Raw genomic sequence first — 26391 nt, 5'->3', positions numbered from 1 at the left:
AGCGGCACGGGTCATTAGCGTGTATGGCTCAAGCGAGCCAACCCCCAATCAGGAGCTGACCCATGGATTTCATTCGTATCATCATCGCCATTCTGTTGCCGCCACTGGGTGTGTTTCTGCAGGTCGGATTTGGCGGGGCATTCTGGCTGAACATTCTGCTGACGTTGTGCGGTTACATTCCAGGGATCGTGCACGCGGTGTATATCATCGCCAAGCGCTGAGTTCTGCGGCGCCAGGTAGATAGCTATCGCGAGCAGGCTCACTCCTACAAAGGGATTTATGCGGTTCATAAATTCTTTGTAGGAGTGAGCCTGCTCGCGATTGGGGCACCGCTATTCAGACGGGTGGGCGCAGCTTTCAGTCCACCAATCCCATCACCCGCCGATAAAACGTCCACTCCCGCTCCAACGCATGCGCCTGATTCACTGCTCGACGAAAGCCGTGGCGTTCGTCGGCGTAGTAGTGCGCCTCGACCGGAATGCCGTTCTGCTCCAGCGCCGTGACCATGTCGCGGGTTTGTTGCGGGACGACGACGGCGTCCAGTTCACCCTGAAAGAAAATCACCGGCACGCGGATATTGCTTGCGTGCAACAAGGGTGTGCGGGCAGCGTAGCGTTCAGCGTCCTGTTCGGGATCGCCAATCAGCCAGTCCAGGTAATCGCCTTCGAACTTGTGCGTCGCACGGGCAAGGGCGATCGGATCGCTGACCCCGTAGAGGCTGGCGCCGGCGCGGAACACTTGATGGAAAGCGAGAGCGCACAGCGTCGTGTAGCCGCCAGCGCTGCCGCCACGGATGAACGCGCGATCACCGTCGATCAGGCCTTGTCTGGCGAGATAGTCGACCACGGCGCAGGCGTCCTCGACATCGACGTCACCCCAACTCAAATGCAACGCCTGCCGATATTCCCGGCCATAGCCGCTGCTGCCGCGATAGTTGAGGTCGGCGACGGCGAAGCCGCGTTGCGTCCAGTATTGGATGCGCGGATCGAGCATCGGGTAGCAGGCCGAGGTCGGGCCGCCATGGATGAACACCACCAGCGGCGGCTTCGTTTCACCACTCATCGCCGGATAAAAGAACCCGTGCGCCTCGCCCGAACCGCTTGGGTAGCGCAGGGTTTGCGGGCGGCTGATGCGTTCGGCGGACAGCGGCGCAACGCCGCCGGCCAGCACTTTTACTTGATGGGATGCGCGGTCAATGGCGATCACCGCCGAAGGGCTGATCGGCGAGGCTGCGATGCAATAGATGAATCGCTCATCCAGTGCCAGATGCCGGAAGCGGCTGTAATCGCCGGTGAAGTCTTCGTCGTTCAAGGCGAGGCGACCGAAACCACCTTCACTCCAACTGGCCAGATAACCATCAGCCAGTGGCAGCCAGGTGCAGCCGCCCATTTGCCACGGCGCAGGCGCGTGATCCGCTTGCGCGCTGGGCAATGGCTGGAATCCATCCATTGATTCGACATAAGGCTGCCAAAAGCCCGCGCGGTCGGTCAGACAGTAAAGCTGTCCTTTTGCGTCGAAACGCGGCTGTTGAATCGACTCTTCAATGGCGTCACCCGCTACGCAGCGGGGCGCTGAAATGCTTTGCCCGGAACGCTCGGCCACCATCAAACGGGTTGACGTCCACGGTTGATGCGGACGGCTCCATTCAATCCATGCCATTCGCTGCCCATTTGGACTGATGGTCGGCGCGGCATAAAAATCCGCACCCTCGGCCACCAAGCTGCGCGTGCCATCGGCCAGAGCGATTGCGACCAGTCGATGTTGATCACCATTTTCCTCGACTGCCAGAATCTGGCCGTCGGCAAAATTCACATCGCCATAGCGGCACTCGCCTGATGTCAGCGCCTCGGGCAAGCCATCCAGTGTCTGCCGGTAAAGCTGCTGATCCGCCTCATTAACGAAAACCACACCGTCAGGCGTTAGACAAAACGCTCCGCCGCCATATTCGTACACCCGACTGCGCACGCTGAAACCTGTGGGCGTCAGACATTTCGCCACGCCGTCGCGCCAGTGCCAGATTCGGCACGCGGCATCTTCCGGGCGATATTCGTTCCAGAACAAACCGTTGGCACCGAGTTGCAGTTCGGCAAAATCCATTCCGGCAGCGACGGCTTGGGCGGCGCTGAAAGGCTCAGCCTTTAGCGATGAGGCGCGAGTTTCGTTCATTGCGGAAGGCCAGTTGTTCGATGGTTTGGGTGGCGTGCTCGGCTTCTTCGCGGGCCGCAAGGATCACGCCGTGATGTTCGGATTTGCTGCACACCGGGTCGGCGTTGCTCGCATCACCGGTAAGCATGAATGCCTGGCAGCGGCAGCCGCCGAAATCCTTTTCCTTTTCGTCGCAGGAGCGGCACGGCTCGGGCATCCAGTCGTAACCGCGAAAGCGGTTGAAGCCGAACGAGTCGTACCAGATGTGCTGCATGCTGTGGTCGCGCACATTGGGAAATTTTACCGGCATCTGGCGGGCGCCATGACAAGGCAGGGCGGTGCCGTCCGGTGTGACTGTCAGAAAAATACTGCCCCAGCCGTTCATGCAGGCTTTCGGGCGTTCTTCATAGTAGTCCGGGGTCACGAAAATCAGCTTGCACGGATGCCCTTCGGCTTTCAGTTTGGCGCGGTATTCGTTGGTGATGCGTTCGGCGCGGACCAGTTGCTCTTTGGTCGGCAACAGACCGACACGATTAAGCTGCGCCCAACCGTAGAACTGGCAAGTGGCGAGCTCGACGAAGTCGGCTTCCAGCGCAATACACAGCTCGATGATGCGGTCGATCTTGTCGATGTTGTGCCGATGAGTGACGAAGTTCAGCACCATCGGATAGCCGTGGGCCTTCACGGCACGGGCCATTTCCAGCTTCTGCGCGAAGGCTTTTTTCGAGCCGGCGAGCAGGTTGTTCACTTGCTCGTCGCTGGCCTGGAAACTGATCTGGATGTGATCAAGGCCGGCCTTCTTGAAGTCGCTGATTTTCTGCTCGGTCAAGCCGATGCCAGAGGTGATCAGGTTGGTGTAGAACCCCAATTTGCGCGCTTCAGCTATCAGCTCGGCGAGGTCCTGGCGCACCAGCGGCTCACCACCAGAAAAGCCCAACTGCGCCGCGCCCATCTCCCGTGCTTCGCGAAATACCTTGATCCACTGTTCGGTACTCAGCTCTTTACCCTGCTCGGCGAAATCCAGTGGATTGGAGCAGTACGGGCATTGCAGCGGGCAGCGATACGTCAGCTCGGCGAGCAGCCACAGCGGCAGGCCGATTTCAGGTTTTGCTGGCAGATCAACCAAGGGTGATCCAGTGTTGCGCACGGGCAACCTCCATGAATTGCTCGATGTCATCACCGAGCTCGGGCACGCCGGGGAATTGCTCGTCGAGTTTGGCGATGATCGCCGCGACATCCCGTTCACCGTCAATCAAACCACCGATCAGCGCGGCCGTCTCGTTGAGTTTGATCATGCCTTCGGGGTACAGCAGCACGTGGCCTTTCTGCGCCGGTTCGTACTGAAACCGGTAGCCGGGACGCCAGGTCGGGGTCTTGCTGCGGTCGAAACTCATAAGGTGATTCCTTTATGCCAGACGCGTTGCTCGGTCACGCTGTGATACGGCGGGCGGTTCAGTTCGTAGGCCATGCTCATGGCATCGAGCATGCTCCAAAGGATGTCCAGTTTGAACTGGAGAATTTCCAGCATGCGCTCCTGGCCTTCGCGCGTCTTGTAGTGTTCCAGCGTGATCGCCAAGCCGTGCTCGACATCGCGTCGTGCCTGGCCGAGGCGGGTGCGGAAGTACTCGTAGCCGGTCGGGTCGATCCACGGGTAATGCTGCGGCCAACTGTCCAGACGCGATTGGTGAATCTGCGGCGCGAACAGTTCGGTCAATGAGCTGCTGGCGGCTTCCTGCCAATTGGCGCGGCGGGCGAAGTTGACGTAGGCATCGACGGCGAAGCGCACGCCGGGCAACACCAGTTCCTGCGAGCGCAGTTGATCCGGGTCGAGGCCGACAGCCTGGCCGAGCCGCAGCCACGCTTCGATACCGCCATCTTCACCGGGGGCACCGTCGTGATCGAGCAGGCGCTGAATCCACTCGCGGCGGATTTCGCGATCCGGGCAATTGGCGAGGATCGCCGCATCTTTCAGGGGGATGTTCACCTGATAGTAAAAGCGGTTGGCGACCCAGCCCTGAATCTGCTCGCGGGTGGCGCGGCCTTCGTACATCGCCACATGGTACGGATGGTAGATGTGGTAATACGCGCCCTTGGCGCGCAGGGCTGCTTCGAATTCTGTAGGGGACATTGGCGTGTCAGTCATGTCTGTTCTCCGGGAACAACCATTGGATTCTGTGGTGTCTGTCAGGACGCCATCGCTGGCAAGCCAGCTCCCACAGATTTTGCGTACGCCACAGAACCTTGTGGGAGCTGGCTTGCCAGCGATGGGGCCATCAGCTACAGCACAATACTCATGCCATCGAACGCCACTTCAACATCACGCCGCGCCAGTTCCGCGCGCTCCGGCGAATCTTCATCGAGAATCGGGTTGGTGTTGTTGATGTGGATAAGCACTTTGCGCTGTTCGGGTAATTGCTCCAGCACTTCGAGCATGCCGCCGGGTCCGTTCTGCGCCAAGTGGCCCATCTCGCGACCGGTGCGGGTACCAACGCCTCGGCGCTGCATTTCATCGTCATCCCACATCGTGCCATCCACCAGCAGGCAATCGCTGCCGGCCATGATTTCCAGCAGCGACGCGTCGACCTTGCCCAGGCCCGGCGCGTAAAAAAGTTTGCCGCCAGTGTTCACGTCTTCGACGATCAAGCCGATGTTGTCGCCTGGGTGCGGGTCGAAGCGGTGCGGCGAGTAGGGCGGCGCGGCGCTGCGCAATGGCAGTGGGGTGAAGCGCAGGTTCGGGCACGCGGCAACGGTGAAGCTCTGGTCGAGCTCGATGCGGTTCCAGTTCAACCCACCGTTCCAGTGGGTGAGCATCTTGAACAGCGGGAAACCGGTGCTGAGGTCTTCGTGAACCATGTCCGTGCACCAGACCTGATGCGGGCAGCCTTCGCGCAGGCTGAGCAGACCGGTAGTGTGGTCGATCTGGCTGTCCATCAGGATGATCGCGCTAATGCCGGTGTCACGCAGGGCACGGCCCGGTTGCATCGGGGCAAAGTTTTGCAGCTGCGCGCGGATGTCCGGCGAGGCGTTGCACAGCACCCAGTTCACGCCGTCATCGGAAATCGCGATGGACGATTGGGTGCGGGCCTTGGCATTCAGGCTGCCGTCGCGAAAACCTGCGCAGTTGACGCAATTGCAATTCCACTGCGGAAATCCGCCACCGGCGGCCGAACCCAGAATCTGGACGAACATGAACGCTCCATCATTTCAACGCTGAAAATAAAACGCCCCGGCGAACCGAGGCGTTGCACTGCAATTCTGACAAGGCAGAACTCAGCGGCTGGCGAAGTACATGGTGACTTCGAAGCCGATACGCAGGTCGGTGTAAGCAGGTTTTGTCCAGGACATAGGGTTACTCCTCAGGTGGTGGATGGGATAGCGCTGTCCATAGGTATAGTCCACGGCAGCGCAGGGATGTTCCAAATAGTTAGGCGGCTATGTTACTCAAAATTTCAACGTGATTGCCCGTGAATATTCGAGAAAGCTCGTTGCAGCCTCGGTAATGATCACTTTGCCGCTTGCCATGGAGCGCCGAGCGGCGAATCGCTGGCGAGGCAGAGCCAGCCACCCTCGGCGAGGTTCAGTCGTTGCGCGGCTGCGAGTAATGCCGGACGTTCCTGCGAATTGATCGCGCTGACCAGTTGCGGCAGATAATCCGACGAGTGGCCAGCAAGTCTGGCCTGCCACAGCAGTTCGGCCACATCTTTGGTCGATAGATTTTCGTCGCTGAATTGATCAGCGAGGTTCTGCCGTTGCTGGACGAGGTCCATCGCATCGATGAGCGAAGGAAGCTCTTCAATAAACTGCTGAATATGGCGGAGCAATTCTACCGGCGCGGACGTCGGCGATTGCACGCCGAACAGCAACCCGGCCTGGCCATGCATCTGCCGCAGAGTGCTGAACACCGCGTAACCCAACTGCAACTCGACCCGCAGGCGTTGGTAGAACGGCGTCTGACACAACTGCGCGAGCAGGCGCCAAGCGGCTTCATCAGCGACATTGCGACTGGCAGTTGGACAGAACAGCAACAACGCGTGTTCGCTGGACGCGGTGTCGAGGTGGCGCCACAGGTGTTGGCCATTGATCGCCGACGGAGCCGGTATTTGAGTGTCAGGTGTCCCGGGAATGCGGCTCAGGGCCAGACCCATGGCTGATTGGGTTTGCGCACCGAGGCCCAACGCCAGGCCGTCCCAGCGGGAAGTTGTCCACAGGTGCTGGGCATTGCCAGAAGTTTCTACAGAGGGGAGACAGTGTTCAGGCAAGGCCTTGAGCAATTGGCGGATCGCTATCAGCGGTGTTTCCGGCTCACCTCGCGCGGAATCGGCGTCAACTTGCGTCAGACATTTCAGCGCATGCTCGAGGACGATCGGCATTGGTTCTTGCAGGCCGGTCAATTTCAGCAGCCATTGATTGCCGGTTGTGCTGAACGACAATTCAACCCCGGCCTGACGTGCGTCGTCCTCTGTTTCCCGAAGGCTGCGTTGCAGTTGCGCTTGCAGGCCCGCGGTGGCTGCCGCTTCCATCTGCCAGCGCAGATAAATCGCGCCTTCATCTCCGTTGTCCGGCAATGCCTGGCTGAACTGCATCGGCGAGCGCTCGCGACGGCCGCGCGAACGATCCTGCGCGAACGTGCGCAAACCTCGGTGAGCGCTGGTTTGTCCGCGGATCAGTCCGGCGTTGGCCAGCGGTTCGTTGGCGCGCAAAAACGGATTGGCAGTCGGCAAACGCCAATGGGCGTTGAAGTTATCCACAGTGCCGATCTCGCCAAGGATATGTTTGAGGGCAGCAACGCCGGTTGCGCTCAGGCCGCTTCCCAATTGTTCGCTGCCGAGCCGCGCCAGTTGCAATGCGCCGCTGACCTGCTGCTGACGCGCAAGCATGGCTGCGTATTCCTCAAATAGCGGCGTCCAGTCCTGATGCGCGAAGAAGCTCAGCCAGTCCCGCACCTGTTCGCCAATACGGTTCAGCGATTCGGAGGATGCGTTGAACGCTAGGTGCAGCAAGGCTTGGTCAGCAAACTGATACTGCGGCGCCGCTTTCAAACTGTCAGCCAAGCCCTGCTGCTGCAAGTACGAGAGCAATCCACCGGGCTTGGCGCTGTTCAACGATTGGCAAAGAAACGCCAACGCTTCAGCGGATGAGTCAGGCAAGGCGTCGAATGCAAACAGCAGATTGCACTGGCGTTCGCCGACCTGTTGATAACTTTTCACCCTTAACGGCGGGGGCGCGGCTTGCGCAACGTTATCCCCAACCGGCAAAGCCGCCGCGAACGTTTCCGCCAACTCGCGTAGCTGTTCGAGGCTTTGCGGCCCAACCAGACTCAAGGTCATTTGCCCGGTGCGATAAAAGCGCTGATGAAAGTCCGTCAGGGCCTTTTGAAACTCCGGCTGTTCGACCTGGAGAGTGTCGCGATTGCCAGCATGAAAGCCGCGCAATGGATGATCAGCCGGTAAACTTTCGTACAACGCAAACTGCTGCTGCGCCGTCGGATCTTGTGACCAGGCTACAAATTCCGCCTGCAGCACTTCCCGTTCCCGCAACTGATCGTCCGGATTCATACGCGGCTGAGCGAGCATGTCTGACAGACGCTCAAGCCCCGCAGCGAATGACGATGTCGGCAACTCAAAGAAAAAATCGGTAGTGCGCTCGCGAGTGCTGGCATTCACCTGCCCACCGTGACGCTGCACGTAGGCCATCAGCCCTTCGCTCGCAGGAAAACGCTCGGTGCCGAGAAACAGCAAATGCTCAAGAAAATGCGCCAGCCCCGGCCACGCCAGCGGCACGTCATGACTGCCAGCGGCCACCCGCAATGCGGCTGCGCTGCGCTTCAGGCCAGGCACATGACGCAGGGTCACGCGCAAGCCGTTGGCCAGGGTTTCAGTATGGGGGCGGGGGCGAGTCAGCGCAGGCATGGGCACTTCCAGAACAGTGAAGTGCCAATGCTAGCGGATTAGCGCTTGTTGAGCGCGCCGTAAAGTTCAGGCCGACGGTCACTGAGATAGTGATTGGCCGTGCGGGAGTCGACCATTAACTGCCGATCCAGCTCGCCGACGATCAACGCTTCGTCTAGGCCGGCCTGAGCAATACGACTGCCGTCCGGCGCGGCGATGCTGCTTTGTCCGCAATAGTGGATGTCGCCCTCATGACCGCAGTAGTTGGCGTAGGCCACGTAGCATTGGTTTTCGAAGGCGCGGGAGCGGACGGTGACATCGGCAACGAAATCGAACGGGATCATGTTCGCCGTCGGTACCAGAATCAGCTCGGCGCCGGCGAGGGCTAGTCGTCGCGCGTTTTCCGGGAATTCGAGGTCGTAGCAGATCAGGAAACCGAGTTTCCAGCCGTTGAGCTCCACCACCGGAACCTCGTCTCCACCGGCGCTGAACATCGACCGGTCAAGATCCCCGAACAGATGGCTCTTGCGGTAATTGCACAGGCGCTCGCCGTGGGAATCGATCAACTGCACGGCGTTGTAGATCTGAGCGTCGGCAGTGCGCTCGGGATAACCGTAGACGATCGCCAGGCCAGCGGCTTTGGCGATCCGGCCGATCTGTTGCGCCCATTCACCGTTGTAGACCTCGGCCAATGTGCTGACCGCCTCGGCGCCAATGTTGTAGCCGGTCATGAACATTTCCGGCAGCACCAACAGATCGGCGCCTTTGGCCTCCATCGCCAGTTGATGCAGACGCTGCAGGTTGGCGGCGGGGTCGAGTGGCAACGGTGGACATTGGTAAAGGGCTACACGCATCAGGGATTCCTCTTACTCGGGCAGGGCGATAGGGCCGATGTCTTTGAACACATCACCCGGTCCTGGGTTCTCTTTATGTGTAGCTCCACCGAAATGTTTAATGATCCCCCACACCGCGTTGAGCGAAGTCTGCACCGCGCCTTCAACCCACGCCGGCGTCCACGACACATCGTCACCGGCGATGAAAATCCCGCGTTGCTCGGCTGGCATGTCGTCCTGCATAAAGTGCGCGTACATGCGCTGGTTGTAGCGATAGTGGCCGGGCAGGGCGCCCTTGAACGCGCCAAGAAAGTGCGGATCGGCCTCCCACGACACGGTGATCGGATCGCCAATAATGCGCGCGGCGATGTCGACTTTCGGGTAGATCTTCTTCAACGCATTCAGCGCCAGCTCTACACGTTTTTCCACCGGGTGCGGGAGCATTTTCAACGCGTCGCTCATCCACGAGTACGACAGGCAAATCACGCCTGGCTTGTCATCACCGTTGTCGAACAGATAGGTGCCACGTGTCAGGCGATCGGTGAGGGTCATGCTCATCAGGTCGCGACCGGTTTCAGGGTCTTTGTCCTTCCAGAACGGCCGGTCGACCATCACGAAAGTCTTCGACGACTGCATGTAGCGAGTGCGGTCGAGCGCCATCCACATCTTTTGCGAGAACAGCGTTTCGTCGCATTCGATCTGGGTGGTCAGCAGCCAGCTCTGGCAAGTGGTCAGAACGGCGGCGTATTCGCGGGTGTCGCCGTTGTTGTCGGTGACAGCGAAACGACCATCGGCTGCATGGGCGATTTTTTTCACGCCGGAGCGCGGGGCGCCACGGTGCAGGGATTTCAGGCTGGTGCCTTCTGGCCAGTGAACGCAACGTTCCGGCACATGACGCCAGATGCCTTGCGGCACTTGTTCCACGCCGCCGACCACCAGGTGCTGGTGATCGTCGCAATTGGTCATCACCACGCGGAAGATTTCCAGCATCGAGTTAGGGAAGTCCGAGTCCCAGCCACCCGTGCCGAAACCGACCTGGCCGAACACTTCGCGGTGATGGAACGACAGTTTGGCGAAGGCCTCGGAGGTGGCAACGAAGTCGTAGAAGGTGCGGTCGTCCCACAGCGGCACCAGGGTGTTCCACAGTTCTTTTAGGCGCGGCACATCACGGTCGCGGATGGCTTGCTGGATATCGGCGAACTGCGAACCGGCTTCCAGCGCGTCCGCCCAGGCGTCAGCTACTTCCTGGAACAGCGCAGGAAGATCCTTCAGGCTTTGTGCGTAATGGGTTTTGCCTTCCAGGTCGATCACGGTGCTGCCGGAGGCCGGCGTCAGCGGGTTCGGGAACGGTTTGGTTTCCAGGCCGAGCTTGTCGACGTAGTGGTAGAACGCGGTGGAAGATACCGGGAAACGCATGCCGCCGAGCTCGGCGACGATACCGTCAGTGCCGTTGAACGCCTGCGAACGCAGGCGTCCGCCCAGCTTCGACGCCTCGTAAACCACCGGTTTCAGGCCCAGCTTCATCAACTCGTAAGCGGCCACCAGACCTGCAATGCCGGCGCCGACAATCGCCACTTCTGCGCCAAGGTTTTGCTCCGGGATGCAGCCGAGGCCAGCCGGGTGTTCGATCCAGTCGTCAAAGGCGAAAGGAAAATCCGGGCCGAAAATGGTGATTGGCTTTTTACCGTCTGCAGGATGGCGATTGTTCTTGTTCATGGCTGACCTTGCTGGCGACCCGACGCGCAATGCGCATCTGAGTATAGGAAAAGATGCCAGCCATTCTAGGGAGCGTAGAACACGTTAATAAGACGCAAAGTGTCGTCGTTTTGCCTATTTACCGATCAAAATGACGAGCTATAGCTTCACTCTGTTCCCTGTGGGAACCAGCCTGCTGGCGATGAGGCCGGATCAGGCAATCAGAAAGTCATGACCGAAGCCTAAACCGGCTGCCCCCGATCAATCTTGCTACTCAAAATAATCGATGTCGTGGTCTTCTCAACCCCATCCACACTGCCAATCTGATCCAGCAACTGATCCAGCTGCTCCGGCGAATCCGTGCGCAACCACGCCACATAATCAAATTCGCCACTCACCGCACACAGCTGCTGCACCTGCGCCATTGCACTCAAGCGGCGCAACACCTCTTTGCCAGAGCGCGGCTGAACCTTGATCCCGACATAGGCTTGCAACCCGCCATCGACCACACGCTGTCCCAGGCGTACCCCGTAACCGGTGATCACCTTGGCTTTTTCCAGGCGCGCCAATCGTGAGGTTACGGTGGTGCGTGCAATGCCCAACTGCCTGGCGAGCATGGCCACGCTTTCGCGGGCGTTGATTTGCAGGGCCGCGATCAACTGGCGGTCGATTTCATCGAGCACGGGCGGGCGGATGTCTGGCAAGAGGGGCTCCATGGGGCGCGGGTTGGTTGGCCTGCGCATGTTACAGGCTCAACGGGTTAGATATAGACATCGCATAAAAACGGAAAAGCCGCGCAAATGCGCGGCTTTATTGAGCAAATAGCAACTATTAAGCGTAGCGCTGTGCGAAGTCGGCAATTTTCTGTATTGCCTGGAAATCAACCAGCTGTAGACCACGTGCCTCAATGCTTTCCTTGGCAACTTGTACCGCTTTGCGGTGGCGTGGGGATTCACTCTCCGCAGGAGTGCTCACGGGGATAAGCACGTTTTGCAACTGAATTATGCCTTCCTGCTCCGCTCTCACGAATTTCATCAGCCACTGATCGCAGTGATCGAGTATTGCGCTGGGCTCTGACTGGTCAAAAGCCAAGGGTTTAATAGCCGCCACGACCTTGTTGCGATGTACCAAGGGAAGATGAAGTTTGGTCAGATCGCCAGTCAGGGTGTCATCGCGAAAACTACGAATAGACGCGTGCGAAAACAATTCTCGAATCTCTCGAACCATGATCTCTTCGCGCCGCTCGCGGCCTATGCCTTGGCGATCTATGTAGCGGTTGAACAGCGTAGCTAAGGTCGCATCGAGGTTTTCCACGAGTATTGATCGCATGGGGCTGAAGCGAATCATCGACTCCTTCGGCTCCGTCATGAATCGAAAGTGGTTAACGATCTGCGATTCTTGAGCGCCTGCTGTCATGAGGCGAATGCTGTCCAGTTCGTTTTGGGCTATCTCCATAGCCTTTGCAAATAGGTTGCTGCACTCAAAGAAATGATTGACCCGTTTCAGATTTTTACGAGCGAGTTTGTACTCCATGCGGCCAATAGCAGGTGCCGAGAGAACGATGCCCACATTGGCAAACTCTTCGGTTTCCGCAAAGGGCGCGAAGCGCACGATGCTGTAAAGACAGGTGTATTTCATTTCAGGACGCTCCAGAATTCGTCCGATTGGCAAAGCATCAGGCTGCGTTCAATTTCCTCAAGCAGCGTTTCCAGTCCGAGTGCTCCGATGGACTCACACCACTCTTCGGGAATGTCTGAGCATAGGCCACGAAATCGTCCCGCAGTGTCATGCATCCGCTGAGAGTATTCAACTTTGTCGACCAGATCCAAACGCCATTCCCGATTTTCGGGGCCGAACACATGGCTTTCAGCAAACCTTGGAGCATCCAGTGGCCATTGGAATGCTTGGTTGTGATCGATCAGCTGTAGCTGATTGTTGGTACTGCACATCAGCAGATTTGGACGGCCACCAAATGGCCCCAACTGGCGATCACTGTTACCGACCCAGTAATCAAAAACGAAGACGGCTTTTTGAAGGCCGCTCGGAACCTGTAGTGCTTGTGAATACAGCAGGTCAGCAGCATCGGCGACGTAGGCAAGGGCATAGCTGTCCCCTGGTCCGAGATCACTGCGAGCTTCCGGGTTATAACGCAACAAGGCTGGATCGACATAGATACAGCCGTGCTCGGGGATTGGTAGGCCGAACTGAGCAGCCAAACGGGCGCAGAGCAGTTCGGCAATGCGTTCGGCGGGCGGTAGTTCCAAGCCTTTGACCACATAGTGCTTGTCATTGTTTGCACGACACAGGAATGGGCGTGTAATTCCTCCTTCCAGTCGACGAATGATTTCCACCGCTTCTATGTAGTTACTGACGGCCATTCATGGCTCCCTCATAAATCTGCTTCGCAGACAATACTGGTCTGCTTCTCGATGCACCATGCCTCGTAATCATTTCCAGGCTACATATCATTGAATATCAGGTTGTAGTGGCATCGGCGCCCCTATTGAGCGGGGCGAGTATCGAGGAAAGTGGCTCTAAACCTGCGTTCGATTCCGTGCCGTAAAGCTTTGATGGTTGATGACCTTTACCACATCATCAATCACCGCTTTGCTCATCGCCGCGAGGAAATGAGCGCCCCAGGCATGACGGTCGTTTTTTTTGTCGTAGGCGGCGTCTTCAGCGAAGGCTTTGACCAGAAACAGCAGGTCGGAGGCCTGGGATAAGGCGTCGCCAATCGGGACGCCAGCGCTTACATGGAAGAGGGGTTGGTTGGAGCAGTAGATGAAGGGGGTGAGGCCGATGGTTTTAGGTCTGAAGGGTGGGGCAGTTTTGTGTCAGGCATGGTGATACTCCTTGGTCCGAGGAACCGTTCTACACGTTTCCAAGCGAATAGGTGGCGGCTGTGCGCAGGTTGGAAAACCGGGAACCAAGGAACCGGCACGTCCGAAAACGTCCCACGCACAGCAGCCATAAAATAGGGCTGTTGCGTTTTAATTCGACGGGTTTCCAATCCCGACCGCTGATCAGCAGCGATGTCCGGAGAGTATCTCGTCGAAGAAATGCCCAACAGGCGCCAAGTCGCCAGAAAACACAGCTTCGGAACTTGCCTACAGCCCTCGGGAAGTCTTCCGAACATTGCACTCGAAAAGACCAAACCATCACCCAAGAAAAAGCCGCGCATTTGCGCGGCTTTCAATTTGGTGGGCCCACACGGACTTGAACCGTGGACCAAAGGATTATGAGTCCTCTGCTCTAACCAACTGAGCTATAGGCCCTCAGTAGGCCGCGGATTATAGCGACGGTTTCTCCGCTGTGCTATCCGAAAAATCCGATACGGTAATACGCAGAAATGTTGCGGCGAATTCTTCCGGTGGCAGCGGCAGGCTGACGATGTAGCCCTGGATCTGTTCGCAGCCTTCGGCGGCGAGGAATTGTTGTTGCGCCTGGGTTTCCACGCCTTCGGCGATGACGGTGAATTGCATGCTTCGGCCCAAGGCGATAATGGCGCGGACAATCGCCGCATCGTGCGGGTCGTCGGGCAGTCCGCGGACGAATGACTGGTCGATTTTAAGGATGTCCAGCGGCAGACGCTTGAGGTAGCTAAGGGAAGAATAACCGGTGCCGAAGTCGTCGATCGCCAGTTGTACGCCCAGGTGTTTGAGTTGATGCAGCACTGCCAGCGCTTCCTCAGCCTGACTCATGATGAAATTTTCGGTAATTTCCAGTTGCAGTAAATCCGGCCTGAGATGGTTGTCCTTGAGCAGTTGCTCGATGCGCCCAAGCAGATTCGGCTGACGCAGCTGCGCCCCGGCGAGGTTGACCGACAGCGGCCCAAGGCTGTCGTAGATCTGGTTCCACTCGGACATTTGCCGGCACGCGGTCTCCAGCACCCAGTCGCCAATCTGCAGGATCATCCCGTTCTCTTCGGCCAATGGAATGAAGTGCTCCGGCGGCACCTCGCCAAAGGTTGGATGCCGCCAGCGGATCAGCGCTTCGGCGCCGACGAGGCTGTGGTCGTCGAGGCTGATTTTCGGTTGGTAGTAGAGATGCAACTCCTTACGCTCGATAGCTCTGCGCAGTTCGTGCTCCAGTGCCACGCGCTCGATGGCCTGCGCCGTGAGGTCGCGGGTGTAACTCTCGACGCGGTTGCGGCCCTTGGCCTTGGAGCGGTACATCGCCGCATCGGCGTTTTTCACCAGTGTGGCTACGTCGCAACCGTCGCGGGGGTAAAGGCTGGTGCCGATGCTGGCGCTGATGAAAAACTCGTGTTCGCCGGCCTGGAACGGTGCGCCGAAGCAATTGAGCAGTTTTAGCGCGATATGGTCGGCGTCGCTGGCCTGTTGCAGGCCGGGCAGCAGAATAATGAATTCATCGCCGCCGAGGCGAGCGACGGTATCGATGTCGCGTAACTGTTCTTTCAGGCGTACGGCGATGCCCTTGAGCAGCAGGTCGCCAACCGGATGACCGAGGCTGTCATTGATGTGTTTGAAGCGGTCGAGATCGAGGAACAGCACCGCACCCAAACCGTCATTTTCCTGCTGGTTGTTGAGTGCCGTGAGCAAACGGCTTTCGAACAATGTGCGGTTCGGCAGGCCGGTGAGTGGGTCGTGGTGGGCCTGGTAATCGAGTTTGGCCTGGGCGTGCTTGAGGCTGGAGATGTCGGCAAACACCGCAACAAAGTGGGTGATGAACTTGTCGCGGTTGCGCACCGCGCTGATCGTCAGCCAGCTCGGATACAACTCGCCATTCTTGCGTCGGTTGGAAATCTCGCCCTGCCAGTGACCTTCATCGGTCAGCTGGTGCCACATCGCTGCGTAAAACGCGCTGTCGTGCAAGCCCGAGGCGAGCAGGCGCGGTGTATGGCCGAGCGCTTCGCTTTCGCTGTAACCGGTGATTTCGGTGAAGGCCCGGTTGACCGCGCTGATGTGCTGCTGAGTGTCGGTGATCAACACGCCTTCTGCGGTGCTTTCGAAAACAGTCGCAGCCTGTTGCAGTTTCTCCTGCATCAGGTGGCGTTCGGTGATGTCGCGGGCGATGGTCAACATGCAGTCTTCTTCGCCGATCGGCAGCGGTCGGGCCGATACTTCGCAGAGCCGAATCTGCCCATCGCTGCGGCGAATATGGCAACTGAAATCACGGACGAAGCCATCGCGGTGCAGCAGATCGAGCATCTGTTTACGTTCGTTGAGGTTGACCCAGATCCCCAGATCCAGCGTCGAGCGATCCACCGACATGGCGCTGTTGAACCCGGTGATCCGGCTGAAGCCTTCGTTGACTTCCAGCAGCAGGCCGTCGCTTTGACGCGACAAAAGCAAACCGTCCGGTGATGCATGAAATGCCTTGGCAAACTTTTCTTCCGACGTTTGCAGTTGCTGTTGGGTTTCCTTGAGCTGAGTGATGTCGCGCACCACCACGACCAGTGCGGGTGTGGTGTCGAGATCAAAGGGTTCGGCGGAAATCAGCCCGGTAAACACCTGGCCATTGTTACGACGAAAGGGCATTTCCAGGTTGCGGATGCTGCCGGCCTGTAACCGCTGCAACAGCCCCGGCCCGACGCCGGGAATACCCCATATGTTCAGATTGGTGGCGGTCTGGCCGATGACTTCTTCGGCTTTCAGTCCAATCTGCTCTTCGAAGGCCTCGTTTACTTCCAGCAAGCAACCGTCAGACAACCGCGCGATCACCAAAATGTCCGGACATTGCTGGAACACCGAAGCGAATTTCTGCTCGGACAGGCGCAGCGCCTCCTCGGTACGTTTGGTCTCGCTGATGTCGATCATCAGCCCGCGCATCACCGGTTCATGGCCGTGTTCGATAAGGCTGACGATGTCGCGTACCCACAGGCAACGACCGTCCGCGGTGATCACCCGGTAATCGAGGCTGTGATCGCGTCCAGCCAGCACTTCGTGATCGCAGAAGCTCTGGGCGCGGGTCAGGTCGGCCGGGTGAATGATGTTGCGCCAGAACCCCGGAATCAGCCAATGCGACAGCGGATAACCGAGCAAGTCTTCGGCGTGGGGTGACACATAGCTGTAGGTGAAGTCGCTCATGCGCGCTTCCCAGGCGATGGCCGACAAGCTCTCTACCAAGCCGCGATAGTGATACTCGCTGCTGCGCAATTCCTGTTCGAGGTCGATGCGTCGGGCGATCTCCGAGCTCAGACGGCGGTTGATGCGGATCACCACCGCCAGCACGATGATCAGGATCAGCAGGCCAGGCAGGCCGTACATCAGTAGATCCGACCAGAATGTCCGATGATCAAGGACGTTTCCAACCCAGTGCTCTTGAATAGCGCTGATTTCAGCCGGGGACATGTCCGCCAGGACTTTGTCCAGAATGCCCACCAGCATCTTGTTGTCACGGGGTACGCCCATCGCCAGTTGATAGCGGTACGGCGTTTCGCCACTGACATACAGGCCGTCGAGTTTCAGCTGACGCAGGCTCCAGACACTGGACGCGAGATCACCCACTACGGCGTCTACTTCATCGGTCGCGAGCGCTTGCAAGGCCGAGCTGACATTGGGCATGGCGACCAGATTAAGGTCGGGATGGTGGGTGCGCAGGAGTTCATGGGGCGCATAGTTTTCCACCACGGCGATCTTCAGGCCATACAGATCGTCAAGCTTGCGCGGTTGTGAACCGCCAACGTGGGCGAGGATGACGATCGGGAAGTCGAGGTAAGGACGTGTAAACGACAGATATTCCTGACGCTCCGGTGTCGACATGATCCCCGGCAGCAGATCGATTTTGCCCTGCTTGACCTGCTCAAGCACCACCGTCCAGCTCACCGGCTCTACTGGCGTGAGTTTGATCGCCAGACGCTGGCGTATGACGTCTATGTAATCAGCTGCAAGGCCCTGATAGCGGGCCTGATCGTCACGAAACTCAAAGGGCGGCCACGACGCGTCGACACCCAGGCGCAAGTCCGGGTGAGCCGTCAGCCAGCTACGTTCTTCATCGGTCAGAGTCAGCGCGTCAGCCGTTGCGGTCCAGATCATCAGTGACAGCAGAGTTAGCACGGACGCCAGTCTGGGCATAACGCTCTCGTTATGGCTCGGGGGTGAATATTTCGAGTGTAGACGGGGTATGCGGGGGAGGGGTGGTGCGGGGAATTTAATCTGCCACATAAACAAAACCCCCGGCCTGGGCCGGGGGTTCTGGTATCACTCGTCGAGGAAGGAGCGCAGATGCTCGCTTCTCGTCGGGTGGCGCAGCTTGCGCAGCGCCTTGGCTTCGATCTGACGGATCCGCTCACGGGTCACGTCAAACTGTTTGCCCACTTCTTCGAGCGTATGGTCGGTGTTCATGTCGATACCGAAACGCATGCGCAGTACTTTGGCTTCACGTGCAGTGAGGCCGGACAGCACTTCGCGGGTCGCTTCTTTCAGGCTCTCAACAGTGGCAACATCGATTGGCGACTGCATGGTCGAGTCTTCGATGAAGTCACCCAGATGGGAGTCTTCGTCATCACCGATCGGGGTTTCCATGGAGATCGGCTCTTTAGCGATCTTCAATACCTTGCGGATCTTGTCCTCAGGCATTTCCATGCGTTCGCCCAGCTCTTCCGGGGTCGGTTCGCGACCCATTTCCTGCAACATCTGCCGGGAAATGCGGTTGAGCTTGTTGATCGTCTCGATCATGTGCACCGGAATACGGATGGTGCGGGCCTGGTCGGCGATCGAGCGAGTGATCGCCTGACGGATCCACCAGGTGGCATAAGTCGAGAACTTGTAACCACGACGGTATTCGAACTTGTCCACCGCTTTCATCAGACCGATGTTGCCTTCCTGGATCAGATCGAGGAATTGCAGGCCGCGGTTGGTGTACTTCTTGGCGATCGAGATCACCAGACGCAAGTTCGCTTCAACCATCTCTTTCTTCGCGCGGCGGGCCTTGGCCTCACCGATCGACATGCGACGGTTGATGTCCTTGATTTCAGCAATGGTCAAACCGGTTTCGGTTTCCAGCGCAATCAGTTTCTGCTGGCAACGGATGATGTCCGGCTGAACACGGCCGATGGCTTCGGCGTACTTGCTCTTGCCTTTGGCCAGGGCGTCGGACCAGCTTTCGTCGACTTCGTTGCTCGGGAACTGACGCAGGAAATCGGCGCGTGGCATACGTGCATCACGTACACACAGTTGCATGATCGCGCGCTCTTGCTGACGCAGACGATCCAGGGCACCGCGAACACGCTCGACCAGGGCTTCGAATTGCTTCGGCACCAGTTTGATCGGCATGAACAGCTCGGCCAGTAGCAGCAGTTCGGCAATCGCTGCCTTGTTGCTGCGACCGTGCTTCTTCAGCGCCTTGCGGGTGATTTCCATCTGATCGGACACAGCGCCAAAACGCTGGGCAGCGATGACCGGATCTGGACCGCTTTCGGCTTCTTCTTCGTCATCGGAAGAGTCGGCTTCATCGTCGTCGGTTTCGTCGTCAGCCTTGACGGCTTTCGGATCGACCGGCGGCGGCACTTCTGCCGCAGGCGGCGCAATGCCGTCGTCCGGGTCGATATAACCGCTCAGGACGTCAGACAGGCGACCACCTTCGGTGGTGACGCGGGTGTACTCGGAGAGAATGTGGTCAACCGTGCCAGGGAAGTGCGCGATTGCGCCCATCACTTCACGGATGCCCTCTTCGATACGCTTGGCGATTTCGATTTCGCCTTCACGAGTCAGAAGCTCAACGGTACCCATTTCACGCATATACATGCGCACAGGGTCAGTCGTGCGACCGATATCGGTCTCCACCGCTGCCAACGCGGCGGCTGCTTCTTCCGCAGCCGCCTCGTCGGTATCGGCGTCGGCCAACATAAGGGCGTCCGCATCCGGAGCACTCTCGTGTACGGGGATCCCCATGTCGTTAATCATGCGGATGATGTCTTCCACCTGCTCAGGATCTGAAATATCCTCGGGCAGGTGGTCGTTGACCTCGGCGTAAGTCAGATACTTCTGCTCACGACCCAGTTTGATCAACTCAATAATACGAGACTGCTGTTGCGCTTTTCCGGACATAACACCCTATCCACTGAAGGTCTTGGCGGGCAAAAAACAAGCCGAGGATTATACCTGAGCTATGACCTCACGCGCCAGTTGAGGTCGGGCTTGATGCGGAAACATTGCGACTTAAAAGGTCGCGCAGTTGATTTTTCTCTTCGATACTCAGTTCGCTTTGACGCGCTTTCCTGAGTAACTGTTCCAGATTTCGCTCGCGTTGGCGGGCTGACAAGCTAGTAATGGTGTCGAAAAACTGTTGTTCAAGGTTATCTCCGTCAATCAGCCATTCCTTTTCTGCCAGCGCCTTGAGCAATCGACCCTGTTCAGTGCCGTGCCATCGCGCGATCAACTGAAATGAGTTTAGCTTGGGATTCTTCTGTACGGCTTCGAGCAACGCCACCAGCAGCTGGGCGTTGGTCTGATTTTCGTCCGCAATGTGCCCGGCATCTTCAACGCGCTCGGCCAATTGCGGGTGGTGAAGCAGTGTGCGCAGGGCAGTCAGGGTCGGCGACTCGACGCCGATTGGCGTCCGTGGGCGTTGCTGATCGCGATCGCCACCACGCTTGCCGTTTTTGTCCCAGGGTTTTTTGTCCCATTTCTTGCCGCCAGCGCCGGGTTTCTTCGGCGTCCACTCCTGCTGCGGCGCGTACATGTCCTGCGCCTGCGGCTGATGGTAGTCGCTGTAGTCGGGCATTGCGTCGTAATCGAAACCCGGATCGTAGGCGGGCGGCGCTTCCTGCGGTGCGTTTTGCGCGAGCTGACTGACGGTTTCGCTGCTTAAGCCGGTGATTTCGGTCAGGCGCTGACGCATCAGAATGCGCAGATTTGCACCTGGCACTTTGTCGATCAACGGTGCCGCGAGGGTGGCCATGTGGGCCTTGCCTTCGAGCGAGCGCGGGTCGGACTCTTCGGTAAGTTGCTGGAAGAAATAATCTGCCAGCGGCTGCGCATGCTGATTGATTCGGGCCTTGAAGGCATCAGTGCCCTCGGCGCGAATCAGCGTATCCGGGTCTTCGCCTTCGGGTAGAAACAGGAATCGCGCACGGCGTCCGTCCTGCAGGCTAGAAAGCGTTGCTTCCAGTGCGCGCCACGCGGCGTTACGGCCGGCCTGGTCGCCGTCGAAACAGAACAAGACGTTGGGCACGACGCGGAACAGGCGTTTGAGGTGTTCTTCGCTGGTCGCGGTGCCCAGCGTTGCGACGGCATTGCGCAGGCCTTGTTGGGCGAGGGCGATGACGTCCATATAACCTTCGACGACGATTATTTCGTCAAGGTTGCGGTTGTTCTTGCGCGCTTCATAGAGGCCGTAGAGTTCCTGGCCTTTATGGAAAACCGGGGTTTCCGGTGAGTTCAGGTATTTCGGCTTGTCGTCGCCCAGCACGCGCCCGCCGAAAGCGATGATTCGCCCGCGGCTGTCGCGGATCGGGAACATCACGCGATCGCGGAAGCGGTCATAGCGTTTGCCGGTTTCGGCGTTCTCGATCAGCAGGCCGGCGTCGATCATGGCTTTTTGCTGAAGTGTGTCGCTGCTCAAGTGTTTGAACAGATTGTCCCAGCCCGGCGGAGCAAAGCCGAGACCGAAGTCTCGGGCAATCTCACCTGTCAGGCCGCGGCCCTTGAGGTAATCCACGGCAGCTTTGCGCGCTGGGTGGCTCTTGAGCGCCTGCCGATAAAAGTCAGCAGCAGCGGTGAGCAGCGGATACAGCGGCGAATCGGTCGGCTGGCGCGGCTTGTGCGGGCGGCCGCCTTCTTCGCGCGGAATCTCCATGCCGGCTGCTTTCGCCAGATCCTCGATAGCCTGGGGGAAATCCAGGTTGTCGTGATCCATGAGGAAGCCGAGCGCGTTGCCGCCGGCACCGCAACCGAAGCAGTAATAGAACTGCTTTTCGGGGCTGACGCTGAAAGACGGGGTTTTTTCTTTGTGAAACGGGCAGCAGGCGGTGTAGTTCTTGCCAGCCTTCTTCAATTGCACGCGCGAGCTGACCACGTCGACGATGTCGGTGCGGTTCAGCAGGTCGTCAATGAAGCTCTGGGGAATCAGCCCGGCCATGGCGTGCTCGTTGTCTGCGCTGTAATAAGTCCGATGCGAAGGGCGGCCGGACGCGGGTCGTTGTTTGAAGCGCGCAAAATGTGCGGCTCGACCGGTGTCGTCTGCGTTATCGCTGTCGGGAAGTGTATCTGCCGAAAATCCACTGACGTTAGTACCAATCAGCCTTCGACTATTTGAAAGTGTTGCGCTGAGTCCGCTGACGGTCGGTTAAAGACCTCGGATAGCTCAATAAAGCGGGCACGCATGCAGGTGCCTTGGGCTGATCGTCGTAAGAGGAATCAGTGGGTGTGCTCGTCAGTAGCCTTGAAAGGCTCGTCAGAAAAGACGTGCACCGCTGGCAAAAGAGCCAGGTCTGACGTGTGAAGCAGATTTGTCTCGGTCGCGTGTGCGGCGTCGACGATGAAGCATCAAGCGATATCCGCAAATGCCAATAGCCCGGCTGAGGGCCGGGCTTGGCAGAAGCTTGCTACGAACGTCTGTGTATTAGTACAGACGAACGGCGCGGCGCTGTTCGCGCTGAACTTTCTTGGCGTGACGCTTAACAGCGGCTGCTGCTTTACGCTTACGCTCAGAAGTTGGCTTCTCGTAAAATTCGCGGCTACGAACTTCAGCCAGTACACCGGCTTTTTCGCAGGAGCGCTTGAAACGACGCAGAGCTACGTCGAAGGGTTCGTTCTCTTTAACTTTGACGGCTGGCATCCAGAGCTACCTTCTTTCATTACCGGGATCAACGTTCTCGTCGCAAAAAATTCGCGGCTGAGGTCGTCGGTTTTTAAGGGTTGCGGATGTTAACCCCTCATCGCTCGGAATGCAAAGCCTCTGATCGAAAACCGCTGGTCGGGGCATCACGCGGGGACTATTATGCGCGCCTTCGAATTCAGCCTAAACAAGGCGCAAACCCATGCTAGTACTGGGATTAGAAACCTCCTGCGACGAAACCGGCGTCGCATTATATGACAGTGAGCGGGGTCTGCTGGCCGATGCACTGTTCAGTCAGATTGACCTGCATCGCGCCTATGGCGGTGTGGTGCCGGAGCTGGCCTCGCGTGACCACGTCAAACGCATGCTGCCCTTGATTCGTCAGGTGTTGGCCGAGGCTGACTGCGTGCCGACCGAGATCGACGCGATCGCCTACACCGCGGGTCCTGGCCTGGTTGGGGCGCTGCTGGTGGGTGCTTCCTGCGCCCAGGCATTGGCTTTTGCCTGGGGCATTCCGGCGCTCGGCGTGCATCACATGGAAGGTCATTTGCTGGCGCCGATGCTGGAGCCAACACCGCCACAATTCCCGTTCGTCGCTTTGTTGGTCTCCGGCGGTCATACGCAGCTGGTTCAGGTTGATGGCATCGGCCAATACACGCTGCTCGGCGAGACCCTTGACGACGCGGCTGGTGAAGCTTTCGACAAGACCGCGAAGATGATGGGCCTCAATTATCCCGGCGGGCCGGAAATCGCCAAGCTGGCGGAGAAGGGCGTCGCAGGACGTTTCACTTTCCCGCGTCCGATGTGTGATCGCCCGGGGCTGGAATTCAGCTTCAGCGGTCTGAAGACCTCGGCGCTCAACACATGGCAGCAACGCATCAGCGCCGGGGACGACAACGAGCAAGCCCGTTGCGACATCGCGCTGGCGTTCCAGCAGGCCGTGGTGGAGACTTTGACCATCAAGTGCAAGCGCGCCCTGAAGCAGGCAGGCATGAAGCGTCTGGTGATTGCTGGCGGCGTCAGTGCCAACAAGGCGCTGCGTGTGTCGCTGGAGAAAATGCTCGGCGACATGCAGGGCGATGTGTTTTACGCCCGTCCTGAATTTTGCACCGACAATGGCGCGATGATCGCGTTCGCCGGTTGCCAGCGATTGCAGGCCGGACAGCAGGAAAGTCTGGCGATCAGTGTGCAAGCGCGCTGGCCGATGGAGCAATTGTCGGCGCTCTGATGAGCAGTGCTCGTGGACGGTATTCAGAAATGCCGTTCGCGCCCGGCAAACAGGTCGCGTAGATTGCCGCGGTGGCGCCAGACGATCAGCAGCGTCAATGTGCTCATCGGCAGCAGTGCCTCAGGTTCTTGCCAAGCCAGTAGCGGCAGGGTCAACGGTGTGGCGATCAGCGCTGCCAGAGAGCTGGTGCGGGTCAGATAGAACGTCAGCAGCCAGGCACACACCGCCAGCAGCGCAGCAGGCGGATACAGAGCCAAGAGCATGCCGGCAGCGGTGGCGACACCTTTGCCGCCGCGAAAGCGGAAATACAGCGGGAACAGGTGACCGATCACGGCGCACACGCCAATCCAGGCCTGATCCTGCAGCGAAAGGCCGATAGCCGCAGCGAGCAGCACCGGCAGCAGGCCTTTGCACAGATCACCCAGCAGGGTCAGGATCGCGAGTTTGCGACCGGCCAGGCGCAGCATGTTGGTGGCGCCGGCATTACCCGAGCCACTCATTCGCGGGTCCGGGTTTCCGGTCAGGCGGCTGAGCAAAATGGCGAAGGACAGAGAGCCGAGCAGGTAGGCGAGAGTCGCCAGTAACCAAAACATGCTTACTATTCCGGGCGAGGACGCCCTGATTCTAACGGCGCATTGCGCCCTTGTCGTGCAGCGGAGAAAAGTGCGTGGACAGAGTGTTTATCGAGGGCCTGGAAGTCGACACCGTGATCGGTGCCTACGACTGGGAGCGCGGCATCCGACAGTGTCTGCGTCTTGATCTGAGCTTCGCCTGGGACAATCGCCCGGCCGCGGCCGGTGATGATCTGACCCTGGCGCTCGACTATGCCAGCGTTTCCACGCGTATCCAGGCGTTTTCCGAACAGGCGCAGTTCCAACTGGTCGAGACCTTTGCCGAACGCCTGGTCGCGGTGCTGATGGACGAATTCAAGATCACCTGGGTACGCCTGAAGCTGACCAAGCCCGGCGCCGTGCCGGCCGCCAAGGGCGGCGTGGGCGTGGAGATCGAGCGCGGATGTCGCTGACTCAGGTCTATCTCGGGCTCGGTAGCAATGTCGAGCGCGAAGCCCATTTGCGCGCCGGTCTGGATGCGCTGGCCACGTTTTTGGTGGATATCCGCTGTTCGGCGGTATTCGAGAGCCAGCCGGTGGGAATCAAGAGCGGTCCGTTCTTCAATTTTGTGGTGTCGGCGTTTACCGACCTGCCGTTGATGGAGCTCGATCGCCGTTTGAAATTCATCGAGGCGGATAACGGCCGGTATGCGCCGGACCGTAAGGGGTTACCGCTGGATATCGACGTGTTGTTGTACGGCAATCTGGTGGGCAATTTCGACGGATTGGTCCTGCCCCGCGCCGAGATACTGAAAAACGCCTTCGTGTTGTGGCCGCTGTCGCTGATTGCGCCAGATCGGGTGCATCCGGGTGTGGGAAAAAGCTTCGCGACACTGTGGGCCGAGTCGCAGATTGATCAAGTGTTGGCGCCGGTGGCGTTCGGATGGCGGGGCGAGCAGCTCACACCGCCAAATCTATAAATCAAAAGATCGCAGCCTCCGGCAGCTCCTACAGGGGAATTCGCATTTCCCTGTAGGAGCTGCCGGAGGCTGCGATCTTTTGATCTTGCTTCAGCGATTGTCTTTGTAAATTTTCAAAGCCTTGAGCCGCTCGCGCTTAAGCGCCTCTCCCAACTCCGGCCCTTTGAATCCTTTCTCCAGCAATGGCTGCACCGCCACCCCGCGCGCAACGTTTGCCGCGCCACGCAAATAATCAGCCTGTGGATAACTCCTGTCCTCCAGTCCCTTACGGCCTCGAGCATCCATCTCGCACGCAGCGATAAACTCTTCAAACCGCTGCGGCCGGCGATAGACATCAAAACTTTGCAGCAGCTCCAGCAACGTTGAAGCCTTCAACTCCAAGGCTCGGTGGCCGTGGGTGTGGTACTGGCCGACCAGCAGCGCCAATTCCTGACAGTCCTTCGGCGCCTTGAAGCGTTGGTTGACCGCTTTGATCAGCTTCAAACCCTTGTGTTCGTGGGCGATATGTCGCGGCCATTCCTCTTCTGGCGTGAGGCCTTTGCCGAGGTCGTGCAGCAGGCAGGCCCAGCGCACGGTGAGCGGTTGTTTGTGCCGCGCCGATTGCTCCAGCACGCTGAGCGTGTGGATGCCGCTGTCGATTTCCGGATGGTGTATTTCTGGCTGCGGCACGCCGAACAGCGCATCGACTTCCGGCATCAGCACTTTCAGTGCGCCGCAATCGCGCAGCACCTGAATGAATACCTGCGGCTGATCTTCCATCAGTGCCCGGGAGATTTCCTTCCAGCTGCGTTCGGCTGTCAGTGCCTCGAGTTCGCCGGACTCACTGAGCTGACGCATCAGCTCCAGTGTCTCGGGCGCAACGGTAAAACCCAAATCCGCATAGCGAGCGGCGAAGCGGGCAACACGCAGTACACGTAGCGGATCTTCGGCGAATGCCGGCGAAACGTGGCGCAGGATACGAGCTTCGAGATCGCGCTGGCCGTGGTAGGGATCGGTCAGATTTTGCTGATCGTCTTCGGCCATGGCGTTGATGGTCAGATCGCGGCGGATCAGGTCTTCCTCAAGCGTGACTTCAGGGCTGGCGTGAAAGGTGAAGCCGCCATAACCGCGACCGCTTTTGCGCTCGGTACGGGCGAGGGCATATTCCTCGCCGCTTTTCGGATGAAGAAACACCGGGAAATCCGCGCCGACCGGGCGATAGCCCTGAGCGAGCATTTCTTCGGTGGTGGCGCCCACCACTACCCAGTCGATATCGGTGACCGGTTTGCCCAGCAAGCGATCACGTACCGCACCGCCAACCTTGAAAATCTGCATAAAAAACCTCCGTTAG

23 protein-coding genes and 1 tRNA gene are annotated in these 26391 nt (G+C 58.7%); 4 read left to right on the top strand and 20 right to left on the bottom strand.

Going from position 1 to position 26391, the window contains the following annotated elements; translation table 11 throughout:
- The first annotated feature begins 62 nt into the window (after positions 1 to 62).
- Entirely contained in the window at positions 63 to 221 is a 159-nt protein-coding gene (locus ICA16_RS09760; protein ID WP_003228885.1) for a YqaE/Pmp3 family membrane protein, read from the top strand.
- 136 nt (positions 222 to 357) lie between these two features.
- Here the strand turns inward: ICA16_RS09760 and ICA16_RS09755 are convergent, their stop codons facing one another.
- The 18 genes from ICA16_RS09755 to rpsU form a co-directional block, all read right to left on the bottom strand.
- Positions 358 to 2166, bottom strand: coding sequence for a S9 family peptidase (locus tag ICA16_RS09755; protein ID WP_210700488.1), 1809 nt, complete (start codon positions 2164 to 2166; stop codon positions 358 to 360).
- Positions 2132 to 3292, bottom strand: a complete 1161-nt coding sequence (gene pqqE / locus ICA16_RS09750) for a pyrroloquinoline quinone biosynthesis protein PqqE (RefSeq protein WP_414704738.1) — start codon at positions 3290 to 3292, stop codon at positions 2132 to 2134. Before pqqE ends, ICA16_RS09755 begins: the two co-directional genes overlap by 35 nt.
- Complete coding sequence (pqqD, locus tag ICA16_RS09745; protein WP_042561406.1) at positions 3264 to 3539, bottom strand: pyrroloquinoline quinone biosynthesis peptide chaperone PqqD; 276 nt, start codon at positions 3537 to 3539, stop codon at positions 3264 to 3266. The genes pqqE and pqqD overlap by 29 nt, the downstream gene beginning before the upstream one ends.
- On the bottom strand, positions 3536 to 4288 hold the full coding sequence (pqqC, locus tag ICA16_RS09740) for a pyrroloquinoline-quinone synthase PqqC (RefSeq protein ID WP_210553535.1): 753 nt from the start codon (positions 4286 to 4288) through the stop codon (positions 3536 to 3538). The genes pqqD and pqqC overlap by 4 nt, the downstream gene beginning before the upstream one ends.
- A 134-nt stretch (positions 4289 to 4422) precedes the next feature.
- The gene (gene pqqB, locus ICA16_RS09735) at positions 4423 to 5334 is read right to left on the bottom strand and encodes a pyrroloquinoline quinone biosynthesis protein PqqB (RefSeq protein ID WP_210700487.1); all 912 of its coding nucleotides are present in this window, start codon (positions 5332 to 5334) and stop codon (positions 4423 to 4425) included.
- A gap of 81 nt (positions 5335 to 5415) precedes the next feature.
- Positions 5416 to 5490, bottom strand: coding sequence for a pyrroloquinoline quinone precursor peptide PqqA (pqqA, locus tag ICA16_RS09730; RefSeq protein ID WP_003422658.1), 75 nt, complete (start codon positions 5488 to 5490; stop codon positions 5416 to 5418).
- A gap of 158 nt (positions 5491 to 5648) precedes the next feature.
- On the bottom strand, positions 5649 to 8054 hold the full coding sequence (gene pqqF / locus ICA16_RS09725) for a pyrroloquinoline quinone biosynthesis protein PqqF (protein ID WP_210700486.1): 2406 nt from the start codon (positions 8052 to 8054) through the stop codon (positions 5649 to 5651).
- Between the two features lie 38 nt (positions 8055 to 8092).
- Positions 8093 to 8887 carry a carbon-nitrogen hydrolase family protein gene (locus ICA16_RS09720; RefSeq protein WP_210700485.1) on the bottom strand — a complete coding sequence of 265 codons (795 nt, stop codon included), beginning with the start codon at positions 8885 to 8887 and terminating at the stop codon, positions 8093 to 8095.
- 12 nt (positions 8888 to 8899) lie between these two features.
- Positions 8900 to 10582: a flavin monoamine oxidase family protein gene (locus ICA16_RS09715; RefSeq protein WP_150617744.1), complete on the bottom strand. Its 1683-nt coding sequence runs from the start codon at positions 10580 to 10582 to the stop codon at positions 8900 to 8902.
- Positions 10583 to 10803: 221 nt separating this feature from the next.
- Entirely contained in the window at positions 10804 to 11265 is a 462-nt protein-coding gene (locus tag ICA16_RS09710) for an Lrp/AsnC family transcriptional regulator (protein ID WP_007910086.1), read from the bottom strand.
- A 127-nt stretch (positions 11266 to 11392) separates the two neighbouring features.
- The gene (locus ICA16_RS09705; RefSeq protein ID WP_210700484.1) at positions 11393 to 12199 is read right to left on the bottom strand and encodes a DUF3037 domain-containing protein; all 807 of its coding nucleotides are present in this window, start codon (positions 12197 to 12199) and stop codon (positions 11393 to 11395) included.
- Entirely contained in the window at positions 12196 to 12939 is a 744-nt protein-coding gene (locus tag ICA16_RS09700) for a HipA family kinase (protein ID WP_210553539.1), read from the bottom strand. The genes ICA16_RS09705 and ICA16_RS09700 overlap by 4 nt, the downstream gene beginning before the upstream one ends.
- Positions 12940 to 13095: 156 nt before the next feature.
- A complete protein-coding gene (locus tag ICA16_RS09695) occupies positions 13096 to 13362 on the bottom strand; it encodes a DUF3077 domain-containing protein (RefSeq protein ID WP_210553577.1) in 267 nt (88 codons plus the stop codon).
- A gap of 397 nt (positions 13363 to 13759) precedes the next feature.
- Positions 13760 to 13836, bottom strand: a tRNA-Ile gene (locus tag ICA16_RS09690).
- Between the two features lie 15 nt (positions 13837 to 13851).
- Positions 13852 to 17598, bottom strand: a complete 3747-nt coding sequence (locus ICA16_RS09685) for a bifunctional diguanylate cyclase/phosphodiesterase (RefSeq protein ID WP_150617742.1) — start codon at positions 17596 to 17598, stop codon at positions 13852 to 13854.
- A 126-nt stretch (positions 17599 to 17724) separates the two neighbouring features.
- A complete protein-coding gene (gene rpoD, locus ICA16_RS09680) occupies positions 17725 to 19572 on the bottom strand; it encodes an RNA polymerase sigma factor RpoD (RefSeq protein ID WP_150601844.1) in 1848 nt (615 codons plus the stop codon).
- A 67-nt stretch (positions 19573 to 19639) separates the two neighbouring features.
- The gene (gene dnaG, locus ICA16_RS09675; RefSeq protein WP_210700483.1) at positions 19640 to 21604 is read right to left on the bottom strand and encodes a DNA primase; all 1965 of its coding nucleotides are present in this window, start codon (positions 21602 to 21604) and stop codon (positions 19640 to 19642) included.
- Positions 21605 to 22087: 483 nt separating this feature from the next.
- Positions 22088 to 22303, bottom strand: a complete 216-nt coding sequence (gene rpsU / locus ICA16_RS09670; RefSeq protein ID WP_002551877.1) for a 30S ribosomal protein S21 — start codon at positions 22301 to 22303, stop codon at positions 22088 to 22090.
- Between the two features lie 202 nt (positions 22304 to 22505).
- Here rpsU and tsaD point away from each other — a divergent pair, with 202 nt between their 5' ends.
- Positions 22506 to 23531, top strand: a complete 1026-nt coding sequence (gene tsaD, locus ICA16_RS09665; protein WP_210700482.1) for a tRNA (adenosine(37)-N6)-threonylcarbamoyltransferase complex transferase subunit TsaD — start codon at positions 22506 to 22508, stop codon at positions 23529 to 23531.
- 23 nt (positions 23532 to 23554) lie between these two features.
- Here tsaD and plsY read toward each other — a convergent pair whose 3' ends face one another.
- Positions 23555 to 24124: a glycerol-3-phosphate 1-O-acyltransferase PlsY gene (gene plsY, locus ICA16_RS09660; protein WP_150617739.1), complete on the bottom strand. Its 570-nt coding sequence runs from the start codon at positions 24122 to 24124 to the stop codon at positions 23555 to 23557.
- Between the two features lie 74 nt (positions 24125 to 24198).
- Between plsY and folB the strand changes: the two genes are divergently transcribed.
- Positions 24199 to 24555 carry a dihydroneopterin aldolase gene (gene folB / locus ICA16_RS09655; RefSeq protein ID WP_210700481.1) on the top strand — a complete coding sequence of 119 codons (357 nt, stop codon included), beginning with the start codon at positions 24199 to 24201 and terminating at the stop codon, positions 24553 to 24555.
- Positions 24546 to 25061, top strand: coding sequence for a 2-amino-4-hydroxy-6-hydroxymethyldihydropteridine diphosphokinase (gene folK / locus ICA16_RS09650; protein WP_210700480.1), 516 nt, complete (start codon positions 24546 to 24548; stop codon positions 25059 to 25061). Before folB ends, folK begins: the two co-directional genes overlap by 10 nt.
- A 90-nt stretch (positions 25062 to 25151) precedes the next feature.
- On the opposite strand, the gene ICA16_RS09645 is transcribed toward folK, so the two are convergent.
- Entirely contained in the window at positions 25152 to 26375 is a 1224-nt protein-coding gene (locus ICA16_RS09645; protein WP_210700479.1) for a multifunctional CCA addition/repair protein, read from the bottom strand.
- Positions 26376 to 26391: the final 16 nt, after the last annotated feature.

Source organism: Pseudomonas anatoliensis (assembly GCF_017976235.1).
Lineage (GTDB): Bacteria > Pseudomonadota > Gammaproteobacteria > Pseudomonadales > Pseudomonadaceae > Aquipseudomonas > Aquipseudomonas anatoliensis.
The sequence above is the reverse complement of the archived record's forward strand: the minus strand, read 5'-3'. Positions and strand labels throughout refer to the sequence as shown.